General features: G+C 57.9%; 11 protein-coding genes. 5 read left to right on the top strand and 6 right to left on the bottom strand.

The genetic code is table 11. From position 1 onward, the window contains the following. Positions 1-20: 20 nt before the first annotated feature. Together fsa and ptsP are read right to left on the bottom strand one after the other, a co-directional pair. On the bottom strand, positions 21-686 hold the full coding sequence (fsa, locus tag AC2AXP_RS12525; protein WP_004957638.1) for a fructose-6-phosphate aldolase: 666 nt from the start codon (positions 684-686) through the stop codon (positions 21-23). A gap of 44 nt (positions 687-730) precedes the next feature. Further along, positions 731-3,235, bottom strand: coding sequence for a phosphoenolpyruvate--protein phosphotransferase (ptsP, locus tag AC2AXP_RS12530; RefSeq protein ID WP_004957635.1), 2,505 nt, complete (start codon positions 3,233-3,235; stop codon positions 731-733). A 363-nt stretch (positions 3,236-3,598) separates the two neighbouring features. Between ptsP and AC2AXP_RS12535 the strand changes: the two genes are divergently transcribed. Genes AC2AXP_RS12535 through AC2AXP_RS12555 form a run of 5 tightly spaced genes read left to right on the top strand, consistent with a single transcriptional unit; the run spans position 3,599 to position 8,604 of the window. Then, positions 3,599-4,678 carry a PTS fructose transporter subunit EIIC gene (locus AC2AXP_RS12535; protein WP_484381761.1) on the top strand — a complete coding sequence of 360 codons (1,080 nt, stop codon included), beginning with the start codon at positions 3,599-3,601 and terminating at the stop codon, positions 4,676-4,678. A 19-nt stretch (positions 4,679-4,697) separates the two neighbouring features. After that, positions 4,698-5,018 (top strand): PTS fructose-like transporter subunit IIB, encoded by a 321-nt coding sequence (locus AC2AXP_RS12540; protein ID WP_039991565.1) that lies wholly within the window; start codon positions 4,698-4,700, stop codon positions 5,016-5,018. A gap of 60 nt (positions 5,019-5,078) precedes the next feature. Beyond that, positions 5,079-7,376 (top strand): formate C-acetyltransferase, encoded by a 2,298-nt coding sequence (locus AC2AXP_RS12545; RefSeq protein ID WP_484381715.1) that lies wholly within the window; start codon positions 5,079-5,081, stop codon positions 7,374-7,376. Further along, positions 7,342-8,238 carry a [formate-C-acetyltransferase]-activating enzyme gene (locus AC2AXP_RS12550; RefSeq protein WP_198774055.1) on the top strand — a complete coding sequence of 299 codons (897 nt, stop codon included), beginning with the start codon at positions 7,342-7,344 and terminating at the stop codon, positions 8,236-8,238. The genes AC2AXP_RS12545 and AC2AXP_RS12550 overlap by 35 nt, the downstream gene beginning before the upstream one ends. Before the next feature lie 21 nt (positions 8,239-8,259). Further along, positions 8,260-8,604, top strand: coding sequence for a PTS fructose-like transporter subunit IIB (locus AC2AXP_RS12555; RefSeq protein ID WP_004957615.1), 345 nt, complete (start codon positions 8,260-8,262; stop codon positions 8,602-8,604). Here AC2AXP_RS12555 and AC2AXP_RS12560 read toward each other — a convergent pair whose 3' ends face one another. From AC2AXP_RS12560 to AC2AXP_RS12575, 4 genes are all read right to left on the bottom strand, one after another. Beyond that, positions 8,605-9,462, bottom strand: a complete 858-nt coding sequence (locus tag AC2AXP_RS12560; RefSeq protein ID WP_484381716.1) for an AraC family transcriptional regulator — start codon at positions 9,460-9,462, stop codon at positions 8,605-8,607. A gap of 93 nt (positions 9,463-9,555) precedes the next feature. Then, positions 9,556-10,557, bottom strand: a complete 1,002-nt coding sequence (locus AC2AXP_RS12565) for a FecCD family ABC transporter permease (protein ID WP_484381717.1) — start codon at positions 10,555-10,557, stop codon at positions 9,556-9,558. Further along, complete coding sequence (locus AC2AXP_RS12570; RefSeq protein ID WP_484381718.1) at positions 10,554-11,507, bottom strand: ABC transporter substrate-binding protein; 954 nt, start codon at positions 11,505-11,507, stop codon at positions 10,554-10,556. The genes AC2AXP_RS12565 and AC2AXP_RS12570 overlap by 4 nt, the downstream gene beginning before the upstream one ends. Before the next feature lie 7 nt (positions 11,508-11,514). Next, positions 11,515-12,387: an ABC transporter ATP-binding protein gene (locus AC2AXP_RS12575; protein WP_004957604.1), complete on the bottom strand. Its 873-nt coding sequence runs from the start codon at positions 12,385-12,387 to the stop codon at positions 11,515-11,517. Positions 12,388-12,406: the final 19 nt, after the last annotated feature.

The raw sequence follows: 12,406 nt of genomic DNA on the forward strand, positions 1-12,406 counted from the left end.
GCCACGCCGGGCCCTGAGAGTTACTCCAGTTGCAGCGTGCCAAATGCCGCCTGCCAATCCTGCTCAAACTTGACCACCGCCGCCTGTACCGCAGGCGCATTAATAAACTGCTGCGCAATTTCCGGTGGCAAGGTTATCGCCCCGCACCCCGCCAGCAGGCAATCCAATGCCTGACGCGGGGTTTTGAAACTGGCAGCCAATACCTTCGCTTGCGCAGCGTGACGTTCCAGTAACTGCTGCAGCTCTGCGACGGTGGCAATGCCGTTGCCTCCCTGCGCATCGATACGATTAACATACGGCGCCACATAGTCCGCCCCGGCCAATACCGACAGCAGCCCTTGTGCCGCACCATAAACCGCGGTGCCCAAGGTAGGTATCGCCAGGCTTTTTAACGTCTTGATCGCCGCCAGCCCTTCCGCGGTCACCGGCACCTTCACCACCAGCCCCGGCACCCGTTCATTCAGGCGTAGCGCCTCTTCGACTATCTGCGGCGCATTGTTTGCCATGGTCTGGGCAAATAGTCTGCCCTCTCCCCCTAACGCTTCATGCAGCGCCGGTAACACCTCCCACAGACTGGTGCGTGAGCTGGCAATAATGCTCGGATTGGTGGTTACGCCCTGCAAAGGCAGAATACGTGCCAGCCGTTTTACTGCGCCGACGTCGGCAGTATCGAGATAGAGTTCCATCGATGTTCTCCAAAAAATAGGGTGCCAACGCGCCCTGCGGTGAATTACAGTTCAAGCTCTTGTTGCAACAATGCTTCTACCTGTGGTGCCGACGCCGCATTGACCAACGCCGTGCGAAACTCGTCATGCATGATGCGCCGGGCCAATTTAGAAAAAATACGCATATGCCGGTCGCCTGCCGCATGTTTATTCAACGTCAACATAATGACGAATCGCACCTCTTCCTCGCCCCATATCACCGGTTGTGACAGCCTGGCGACGCTGATGGTCGACTGCTCAATATGTTCGGATTTGCTATGCGGTATAGCGAAGCCAAAACCCAGTCCGGTGGAAAACACCGCTTCGCGCGCCCACAGATCGGCTGCCAGCTTGCGCGGGTAACGGCAGCGCCCCGCCAGCAGCAGATTATCCGTCATGCCCTTGATCACCTCCTCTTTACTGCGCCAGTCAGCGCCGAGCGCAATGCAGGATGGCGAAATCAATGGGACATCGCGTTGCTCCATGCGGAACTGCGCCAGCAGGTGTTCAACTTCCAACGAGGTGCGGCACGCCATCGCCCGGTTGAGCAACAGGCGGCATTCGCGGCTATCCAGCTTGACCAGCCGCGTCTTGGTCGCCGGGATCGAGGGGGAGCTCATGCTGATTTCATCCAGTCCCAGCCCCACCAGCAACGGCAATACCGAACCTTTTGCCGCCAATTCGCCGCACAGCCCGATCCATTTGCCATGGCGATGCACCGCAGCTACCGCATGGTCCAGCGCGCGCAGGAAGGCCGGGTTCAGACTGTTGTAATGCTTGATGACTTTGGCGTTATCGCGATCCACCGCCAGCAGATATTGGGTCAAGTCATTGCTGCCAATGCTGAAGAAATCGATCTCCTCGCAACACTGATCGATGATGAACATCACCGACGGCACTTCCAGCATGATGCCCAGTGGGATTTTTTCATCGAACGGGATTTGCTCGGCACGTAACGCCTGCTTAACCTCGGCCAGCTGTTCCTTGACCCACAGGATCTCCTCCATTGACGAGATCATCGGGATCATGATTTTCAGCGCTCCGTGCGCCGAGGCGCGCAGGATCGCCCGCAGTTGGGTATGAAACAGCGGCAAAAACTCCTGGTAGATGCGTACCGCGCGATAACCGAGAAACGGATTGTTTTCTGAAGGAATATTCAGGTAATCCACCGGCTTGTCACCGCCGATGTCCATGGTACGAACGATAATCGTCTTGCCGTCGGCGGCCTCTACCGCCTGGCAGTAAATATTGTAGAGTTCGCTCTCCGTAGGCGCGCTTACCCGGTCCATATACAGCATTTCGGTGCGAAACAGCCCAATCGCCTCAGCGCCGTTGCCAAATGCCGCACTGGCCTCCACGGCGTGCGCAATATTGGCTGCCACCTCCATCTTCACGCCGTCACCGGTGCGGCCAGGATGATGCAGATAGGCACTTTGCTGTTGTCGCAACTGGTCATTCAGCCACTGCTCCTGCTGATAGTAACGCTGCACCGGCGGGTTTAATTCGCAGACCACCAGGCCAAGGTCGCCATCGATTTGCACCTGCTGGCCAAGATAGTTTTGCAACAGTTCAGCATTCACCCCTACCAGCATGGGGATATTGAACGATCTGGCCAGAATGACGGTATGCGACGTGCTGCCGCCGCTGGCTAGCAGCAACCCCTTCAGATGACGTTTATCCAGTTCGAGGAACTGGCTCGGCGTCAGTTCCTCCGCCATGCAAATGCTGGCTTCGCTCAACGCCCGTTGAGAGGGAAAACGCTGGCTGCCATAGATTTGCTGCAGCAGTTGGAAACCGACGTCACGTATATCCAGCTGGCGTTCGCGCAGATAAGCGCTATTTGAGCGCGCCAGACGCTGGCTGAAATAGGCCGCGGCAGCAACGATCGACCGGGCACAGCTTTCTCCGGCTTGTACTGCGTCCAGCAACCGCTGGCGGAAAGCGTCATCGCGTACCAGCGAGCGGTGTGCGACCAACACCGCACTGGTTGCGCCATTCCCTTCCATCAGTTGAAGTTCCAATGCCTTATCCAATTGTTCCAACCCGTCCAACAGGCGGCTTTGCTCCTGCTCCAGGCCGTCGGCTGGCGGTAAATCCGCCAAGGCATTGAGATCGATAGCCGCCAGATGCAGCAGTTTACCGCTGGCGGTGCCCTGACATACCGGGCGGCCACGCACCAGCGTCGGCTGCAGATTGGCCAGCGACAGCGGGACAGGTTCCTGTTCGGCGCAGGGTTCAATCGTCGGCAAGGCATCATCGCAATGCCTGAATTCGTGTGCGATAAACTGGCTCAATCTGTCGAATGCCGCTTGTTCATCAACCCCTTCAATGGTGACCTGGCAGCTATCTCCCAGCAAAATATCCGCGCCAATCAATGACAATACGCTCTTGCCATCGCCGGTCAGCTCATTACGGGTGTTATGCCACTGAAAGCATGATTGAAAACCGTTGCACAGGGTTTCGATGTGGCTGGCGGGACGAGCATGAACGCCGTTAGGCAGCTCGCAGGTAAACGTGACGATTTTGGCCATTGGAATGTCCTCCTACCCTGACAATGATGAACCACAGCGGTTTACCCTCAGAATAAAAGCCGTTCCGCGCTACGCCTATGCGACAAAAATGCCAAATACTGGACAAATGTAATCTAAACACTTAAATGCGATACCGCTCACAAAGCAATACTGAACTCACCGGAAAGTCATTTCGTCGCAATTTGCGTTTGATCTCATTTTTCCACTGACATTACAAAAATCCAGTAAATGGCAATTTTTTCCACTGTTGGCGGCGTGGCCGGATGCCTATGTTGATAGACAACAACCTTTCTCCGTCAGGGGTTATTTCTTACTGATGGTTTGTGTTCTCAAAACCCTCGTGTTCTGACCAGGGAGTGAATGATGAAAGACCTGCTCAACATACTCAAAAACACCCGCCAGCATTTGATGTCCGGCGTTTCCCATATGATCCCGTTCGTGGTGGCCGGCGGCATTCTGCTGGCGGTTTCCGTCATGCTGTATGGCAAAGGCGCGGTGCCTGACGCCGCAACCGATCCCAACCTGAAAAAGCTGTTTGATATCGGCGTTGCCGGCTTGACGCTGATGGTGCCGTTCCTGGCGGCCTACATCGGTTATTCGATCGCCGATCGTTCGGCACTGGCGCCGGCAGCGATTGGCGCCTGGGTAGGTGCCTCATTCGGCGCCGGTTTCTTTGGTGCCATCATTGCCGGCCTGCTGGGCGGCATCATCGTGTTTTACCTGAAGAAAATCCCCGTCCCGAAGATCCTGCGTTCGGTGATGTCAATCTTCGTGATCCCGATTGTCGGCACGCTACTGACCGCCGGCATCATGATGTGGGGTCTGGGGGAACCGGTCGGCGCGCTGACTACCGGCCTGACCCGCTGGCTGCAGAGTATGCAGCAGGGCAGCATCGTGGTGCTGGCCATCATCATGGGCCTGATGCTGGCTTTCGACATGGGCGGGCCGGTGAACAAGGTGGCCTATGCCTTCATGCTGATCTGCGTGGCGCAGGGCGTCTATTCGGTGGTGGCGATTGCCGCCGTTGCCATCGCCACTCCGCCACTGGGGCTGGGTTTCGCCACGCTGATTGGCCGCAAATATTATTCGCTCGAAGAACGTGAAGCGGGCAAGGCCGCACTGCTGATGGGCTGCGTTGGCGTAACCGAAGGGGCGATACCCTTTGCCGCGGCCGATCCGCTGCGGGTGATCCCTTCCATCATGATCGGTTCAGCCTGCGCGGCGGTCGTCGCCGCGCTGTTCGGCGCTCAATGCTATGCCGGCTGGGGCGGGCTGATCGTGCTACCGGTGGTTGCAGGCAAGCTCGGTTTTATCGCCGCCTTGCTGACCGGCATGGTGATCACCGCCCTGCTGGTTAACCTGCTGAAAAGCCGGGCAGCCAAACAGCAAACCGCTGCTACCCGCGAACAAAACGATCTGGATTTGGATTTTGAAATCAACTGACTACATTGAGGAAATGACCATGGCCAACATTATTGCCGTCACCGCATGCCCCTCCGGCGTCGCACATACCTACATGGCCGCCGAGGCCATTGAACACGCCGCTACCGCCAGAGGCTGGCCATGCAAAGTGGAAACCCAGGGTTCCATCGGGCAGGAAAACCCGCTGACGCCAGAAGACATCGCCGCCGCCGACATCGTGATCCTGACCAAAGACATCGGCATCAAGTTTGAAGAGCGTTTTAAAGGCAAAACCGTGGTACGGGTCGCCATCAGCGACGCGGTCAAACGCGCCGACGCCATCATGAACAACATTGCCGCTCATCTGGCGCCCACCGCCTGACGCCCTGTCCCGACGCCGTTGGTCGGGATTACCCCCGGTTTGTCGCAGAAGGATAAAAAGATGACCTCTCGTATCGAACGCCTGAAAGCCGCTTTATTTTCCGCCCCACGTGAAATTTCACTGGAGCGTGCGCTGTTGTACACCGCCAGCCATCGACAAACCGCTGGGGAACCGACCATTATCCGGCGGGCGAAGGCCAGCGCGCATATTTTGGATCGCGTCGCCATCAGCATTCGCGACGATGAACTGATCGCCGGCAACCGTACCGTCAAACCTCGGGCCGGCATCATGTCACCGGAAATGGATCCCTACTGGCTGCTTAAAGAGCTGGATAGCTTTGCCACGCGTCCGCAGGACCGCTTTACTATCAGCGAAGAAGACCAGCGGATTTACCGCGAGCAACTTTATCCCTATTGGGAAAAACGCTCGATGAAGGACTTTATCAACGGCCAGATGCCAGAGGAGGTGCAAGCCGCCACCCAGACGCAAATCTTCAGCATCAACCAAACCGACAAGGGCCAGGGGCATATCATTATTGATTACCCACGGTTACTCAACCTCGGCATGGACGCACTGCTGGCGGAGTTGCAACAGTACCAGCAGCAACGGCCGGAAAACGCCTTCTACCAAGCCGCCCTGCTGCTGCTGCAAGCCGCTCAGCGTCATATGCTGCGTTATGCGCAACTGGCGCGCGACATGGCTGCGCAGGCGGCCCTGCCACGGCGCCAGGCCGAACTGCTGCGCATCGCCAACGTCACCGAATGGGTGGTGCATCACCAGCCGCAGGATTTCTACCAGGCCTGCCAGCTGTTTTGGTACATAAACATCATTCTGCAATATGAATCCAACGCCAGCTCGCTGTCGCTTGGCCGTTTCGATCAATACATGTTGCCGTTCTATCAGGCATCGTTGAGTCAGGGGGAAGATCCCGCCTGGTTGCGTGAGCTGCTGGAAAGCCTGTGGGTGAAGTGCAACGACATTGTGCTGCTACGCTCAACCGCCAGCGCCCGTTACTTTGCCGGTTTCCCCACCGGTTATACCATCCTGCTGGGCGGGTTGACCGAAGCTGGCCATAGCGCGGTCAACGCCCTGTCGTTTCTCTGTCTCGACGCCTACCAGAGCATTCAACTGCCGCAACCCAACCTGGGCGTGCGAGTGAATGAATTTATCGATCGGCCATTCCTGCTGAAAACCGCCGAAACCATCCGGCTCGGCACCGGCATACCGCAAATATTCAACGATGAAGTGGTGGTGCCGGCGTTTCTCAACCGCGGCGTATCGCTGGAAGATGCGCGTGATTATGCGGTGGTCGGCTGCGTCGAACTGTCGATACCCGGCAAGACCTACGGCCTGCATGACATCGCCATGTTCAACCTGCTGAAAGTCATGGAACTGGCGCTGCTGGACAACGAAGGCAATACCACGCTGGGCTATCCGCAACTGCTGGAGCATATCCGCAACAAAATTTGCCATTACGTCAGGCTGATGGCCGAAGGCAGCAACGTTTGCGATATCGGCCACCGAGACTGGGCGCCGGTACCGCTGCTGTCATCGTTCATCGCCGACTGCCTGCAAAACGGCAAGGACATTACCGAAGGCGGCGCGCGTTATAATTTCTCTGGCGTTCAGGGCATCGGCATCGCCAACCTGAGCGATTCGCTGTATGCGCTTAAAGGGCTGGTGTTCGATCAACAACGCCTGAGCTTTGACCAACTGTTAGCCACGCTGAAAGCCAACTTCGCTACCCCTGAAGGCGAGAAAATCCGTGCACGTTTGCTCAATCGTTTTGCCAAATATGGCAACGACGTTGATGACGTTGACCTTATCAGCGCCGATCTGCTGCGCTTTTACTGTAAACAGGTAGAACAATACCGTAACCCGCGCGGTGGGCAATTCACCCCCGGATCCTATACCGTATCGGCCCACGTACCGCTGGGGGCAGTGGTCGGCGCCACGCCGGACGGGCGTTTCGCCGGCGAGCAATTGGCAGACGGCGGCCTTTCGCCGATGTTGGGGCAAGATGCGCAGGGCCCGACCGCAGTGCTCAAGTCGGTCAGCAAACTGGACAACTACCTGCTTTCCAACGGCACGCTACTCAACGTCAAGTTCACGCCAGCCACGTTGCAGGGCCAGCAGGGGCTGAACAAACTGGCGGATTTCCTTGGCGCGTTCAGCAGACTCAAGCTTCAGCACGTGCAATTCAACGTCGTCAACGCAGAAACGTTGCGTGAAGCGCAGCAGCGACCACAGGACTTTGCCGGCCTGGTGGTGCGCGTCGCCGGGTATAGCGCATTCTTCGTAGAACTATCGAAGGAGATCCAGGATGACATCATCCGTCGTACAGCGCATCAACTGTAGCCTGATCGCTCCCGGCGTCACCCGAACCGACGGACTGCCGCCGCAGGGTCGCATCTTCAATATTCAACGCTATTCGTTGAATGACGGTCAGGGCATCCGCAGCGTAGTGTTTTTTAAAGGCTGCCCGCATACCTGCCCATGGTGCGCCAACCCGGAATCGATGTCCGCCGGCATCCATACCGTGCGCCGCGAAGCCAAATGTCTGCGCTGCCAGCCGTGCCTGAATGACGTTGATGAGTGCCCGAGCGGCGCGCTGGAGCGTATCGGGCAAAACGTGACGCTGGAGACGCTGTTACAGCAATTGCTGCAGGACGAGGTGTTTTATCGCGCTTCCGGCGGCGGCGTCACGCTCTCGGGCGGTGAAGTGCTGATGCAGGCCGGATTCGCCACCGCGCTGCTGGCGCGTTTGCAGGCGCTGGGGATCAACACCGCGATTGAAACCGCCGGCGACGCGCCACTGCGCAGCCTGCTGCCATTGGCAGCGCACTGCGATCAGGTGCTGTTTGATCTGAAAATCATGGATACGGCGCAGGCCAAACGGCTGCTGAATATCAATCAACCACGGGTGTTGGCCAACTTTGCCGCGCTGTCGGCAGCGGGCGTCGCGCTGATCCCCCGCCTGCCGCTGATCCCGCATTACACCCTGCATAAGGAAAATGTGGCGCAGATCCTGGCTTTTCTCGCGCCTTTCGCGTTAAAAGAGATCCATCTGCTGCCTTTCCATCAATACGGTGAGGCCAAATACGCGCTACTTGGACGCGACTATGCGATGCGCGGCGTTGCGCCGGCCAGCGAACAGCAGATAGCGCCGCTACGTGCGATGGCGGAAGCGGCAGGTTATCACGTCATCATCGGCGGTTAACTCAACGCAAAGGGGGTGAGTATGTCGATCAAACTGGTAGCGGTAAGCGCCTGTGTCAGCGGCGTCGCGCACACCTATATGGCGGCAGAAAGGCTGGAAAAACTGTGTGCACAGCAGAAGTGGCCGGTCAAAATTGAAACCCAGGGCGCGCTGGGTATCGTTAACACCCTGACTCACGAGGATTTGGCACAAGCCGACGTGGTGCTGTTGATTACCGATATTCTGCTGGCTGACAGTGAGCGCTTTATCCACCATCGCTGTGTGAAAATCGGCATCAATACGTTTTTACGTTATCCGGAAAAGGTCTTGAGCGCGGTGCGTAAGGCGGCCTCTTCGCCGCAGGAGACCCATATCCAGATGGGGTGATTATTCGCGTTGTTTCAGCTCGCTACGGTACTGTCCGCGATATTCAGACGGCGAGCGTTCGGTGTTCTTACGGAAAATCCGGCAAAAATAGTTGCTGTCGACAAAACCACAGGCGTGCGCCACTTCCTTCACCTTCATGTCGTAACGCTTCAGTAAATGCTTTGCCTGTTCCAACCGTACGTGGTTCAAATATTCATTAAAACCGACGCCGCCAGCCTTTTGAAACAGATGCGACAGATAATTGGGCGAGATATAAAACGCCTGCGCCACGGATTCACGCGTCAGTGGTTCCCGATAATGCTCCTCCAGGTAATCACGTACCGCACCGAACAGTGCCTGGCTGCGTGACGCAGTCTGCACACACGAGCCAAACAGGTCGAGCGCATGGCTCAGCAAACCTTTAACCAGAAAACGCGCGGTGCCCTGATCGCTCTGGTGCCACGCCAGTTCATGCAATGCCTGTAACATGAACGAACCGATGCGAGGCCCGCGCCGGGCGACGTTATCCTTGCCCAGCAGCACGGTGTTTTCACCGTCCCATTTCAGCAGGCTATAACCAAGCTGCTGTTTGCCAAACAGCAGGCTCAGCGTGGTCACCGGCCGCTGCCAATGGGGAATATTCCATCCCTGCGCCGGAACGAACAGCACATCTCCTGGCTGCAACGCTTGCTGGACCACATCCAGGTTGCCCTCCCATTCAACCCGCAGTTCGCCGTCGATCACCAGCTCCAGCCGGGGAAAATTGACCTGGTACGCCAGCTCCGGCGCCGGTTTTTGATTACCGGCAAAATAAACCTGACCGATGCCTTTAACATCGTCCAGCATGGGTGACAACACGCTCACCAGTGGATGCTTCATTGCCTCGATCCTGCATCAAAATAGCGATATCACTGGATAATAACGGATTGCCGCAGTGAAAAAGTACCCACAGGACAATAAAAACATCTGACATCAACGCTTGAACAGCATCATCAAGACAAACAGCCCGCCCAGCCCACCGGTGATCACGCCGATTGGCAACTCCTGCGGCGCCATCAGGGTGCGACTGAGCAGGTCGCCAGCGGCCAACAGCACGGCTCCGAGGATCGCCACCAGCGGCAGCAGCGCCCGGTGACGCACACCGCATAACGGGCGAGCCAGGTGCGGCACCATCAGGCCGACAAAACCAATCACTCCGGTAAGGGCCACCAGCGTGGCGGTTGCCAGCGCGCAGCACAGGAAGACTTCACTACGCAGGCGCGTCAGATGTACGCCAAGCGAAACGGCGGTCTGTTCACCGCTCAGCAAGGCGTCCAGCGCTCGCCAACGCCAGCAGATGAATGCCGCCAACAGCAGATTGGCAGCAGCAGCCAGCCACAGATTATCCCAGGCTGCCAGACCCAGCCCCCCCAGTGACCAAAACAGAATAGCGCTCGCCGCACGCTGATCGCCGGTGAAAACCAGGTAATTGGTCAGGGCGCCAAATAAAAATGAAATTGCCAGACCGCTGATAACGATGCGCTCGCTGCCTCTCTCCTGTTGCAAACGTAGCAGTATCATCACCGCCAGGGCAGACGCCAGACCGCCGGCGAAGGCCGATACCGGCAAGGTCCAGTGGCCCAGCCGATCGCCTAACCGGGTTATCACCGCCACCGCCCCTGCCGACGCCCCGGAGGACAGACCAAACAGAAAAGGATCCGCCAGCTCATTACGCGTGGCGGTTTGCAACAGTGCGCCCACCATGGCCAGCCCGGCACCGGTCAAGGCCGCCAACAGCACCCGCGGAATGCGTAGCTCAATCACGATGCGCGCGGTCATCGGCGACACCGGCTGATGGGTGAGCCCCAGCATCGACAGCAGTTGCGTCAACGGTACCCGGGTGGTGCCAATGGCAATACCGGTCAACATCAATGCCGCCAATATGACCAACAAGATCCCCACGACGATGACATAACGCAGCCGCCGGTCGGTCAATGCAGCACTCCCGGGTACAGCACCTGCGCCAGTTTCTCTATCGCCGCGACGTTAGCCGGCCCGGGAGTCAGCTCGGCGTATTGCAGGCGTAAATAGCGCTGATGGCGCACCGCCGGGGTATGTTTCATCAGCGGATGCGTGGCGAGAAACTGCTGTAACCGGTCTGCGCTGCCGGCCTGTTGATAGTCCAGCAGCACAATCACGTCCGGTTGCCGAGTGGCCACCTCTTCCCATGAGGTGGTCGCCCAACTGGCCGCCAGCGTATCCATCACGTTTTTGCCGCCGGCCGCCTCAATCAAGGCAGTTGGCATGGCATATTTGCCGCTGGTAAAGGGTTTATCCTCGCCTGAATCATAAACAAAGACCTTTTGCACCGGCCGTTGGCCAATACGCTGCCGCAGCGTGGCCAGCCGCTGCTGCCATTGGCTGACCAATTGCTCGGCGCGCCGTTGCTGGCCGAATATCTTGCCCAGCTTGAGCATGTCGTCGTACAGCAACGCCATACTGGCACGTGGCCGCGCGTGCTGGGTCCAGATGCAGCTTTCGCTCAATACCAGGGTTTTGACGCCGTATTTCGCCAACGAGCGCGGCGTGACGTCACCGCCAATTTTCATGCCGTAATTCCAACCGGCAAAGAAAAAGTCCGAGTTAACCGCCAGCAACGTCTCCAACGAAGGGTACTTGGCCGCCAACTCGGGAATCTCCCCCTGCTGTCGCTTGAATTCAGCGCTAGATTTATACCAGCCGGAAATGCCGGTCACCCCGACAATCTGCGGTTGCAGCCCTAGCGCAAACGCCATTTCAGCCATATTCAAATCGTTGATCACCGCCCGTTGCGGTGCTGCAGTGAAGGTCAGCGGCTCGCCGCAGCTGTCCACCGTGACGGGAAAGGCCAAAGCCGAGATCGGCGATGCCAGCAGGCCCAGCAAGTACCATAATGTCCTTTTCATCGTATTGTTATCCTGCGCGCTGTGGCGCTTCAAAGATATGTAGCGGTTGGCCGGTGTGTGGGTGGGCAATCACAAAACTGTCGAGGCCAAACACCGGGTTGATACAGTCGGCGGCCAGAGCGCGAGACGGGATATCACAGCGGACCAGCCGGCCTCGTTCGATGACCGCCACCCGATCGGCAAACGGCGCCACCAGCGCCAGATCGTGCAATACGGCGATCGCTGCGATGCCCTTGCGTTTCACCCAGTTCAGCAGGCTGGCGCGGGCCAGTGGATCGAGATGGTTGGTCGGCTCATCCAGCAACAGCAGCTGCGGCGTTTGGGCAAAGGCGCGAGCCAGTGCCGCCCGCTGTCGCTCCCCTCCCGACAGTCGCCCAAGACGTTGATGTCGTAATCCCCGCATGCCGGTTTCGGTCAACGCGTGTTCAACCAGTTGCCGATGACGCTGCGCGCTGTCTCGCCCCTGGTACGGCAATCGGCCCAGTTCGACGTATTCGCTGACGCTAAGCTGTGGATGCGCACTGTCACTTTGCGCCAACAGCGCAATGGTTCTGGCTCGCTGCAAGCGGCTCAACTGCGAGAGAGGACGACCGTCAAAGTACAGGTCACCAGAGGTCGGCGTAAGCTCGCCGGTCAACGTACGCAGCAGCGTCGATTTGCCACTGCCGTTCGGCCCGATGATCGCCAGGCATTCCGCCGGTCGCAGATCCAGGTTGATATCAGACAGCAACGGCTTGCCGCACCCCGTGGTGTAGCCGAGCCGCTGCAGTTGCAATAACGCACCGCCGTGAGAGTCAATGGACAACAGAATACACCCCCAAACAAAAGATATGTTATAACATAACATACATAGCTCATGTGCTTCCTGCAATCCCCTCATTGCGCCACGGCGCGATGTG

Source organism: Serratia sp. Sp408 (genome assembly GCF_057180665.1).

Excerpts from the sequence above, each read along its gene's own strand:
- fsa (WP_004957638.1), bottom strand. The coding sequence starts at position 686 with ATGGAACTCTATCTCGATACTGCCGACGTCGGCGCAGTAAAACGGCTG.
- ptsP (WP_004957635.1), bottom strand. The coding sequence starts at position 3,235 with ATGGCCAAAATCGTCACGTTTACCTGCGAGCTGCCTAACGGCGTTCAT.
- AC2AXP_RS12535 (WP_484381761.1), top strand. The coding sequence starts at position 3,599 with ATGAAAGACCTGCTCAACATACTCAAAAACACCCGCCAGCATTTGATG.
- AC2AXP_RS12540 (WP_039991565.1), top strand. The coding sequence starts at position 4,698 with ATGGCCAACATTATTGCCGTCACCGCATGCCCCTCCGGCGTCGCACAT.
- AC2AXP_RS12545 (WP_484381715.1), top strand. The coding sequence starts at position 5,079 with ATGACCTCTCGTATCGAACGCCTGAAAGCCGCTTTATTTTCCGCCCCA.
- AC2AXP_RS12550 (WP_198774055.1), top strand. The coding sequence starts at position 7,342 with ATGACATCATCCGTCGTACAGCGCATCAACTGTAGCCTGATCGCTCCC.
- AC2AXP_RS12555 (WP_004957615.1), top strand. The coding sequence starts at position 8,260 with ATGTCGATCAAACTGGTAGCGGTAAGCGCCTGTGTCAGCGGCGTCGCG.
- AC2AXP_RS12560 (WP_484381716.1), bottom strand. The coding sequence starts at position 9,462 with ATGAAGCATCCACTGGTGAGCGTGTTGTCACCCATGCTGGACGATGTT.
- AC2AXP_RS12570 (WP_484381718.1), bottom strand. The coding sequence starts at position 11,507 with ATGAAAAGGACATTATGGTACTTGCTGGGCCTGCTGGCATCGCCGATC.
- AC2AXP_RS12575 (WP_004957604.1), bottom strand. The coding sequence starts at position 12,387 with ATGAGGGGATTGCAGGAAGCACATGAGCTATGTATGTTATGTTATAAC.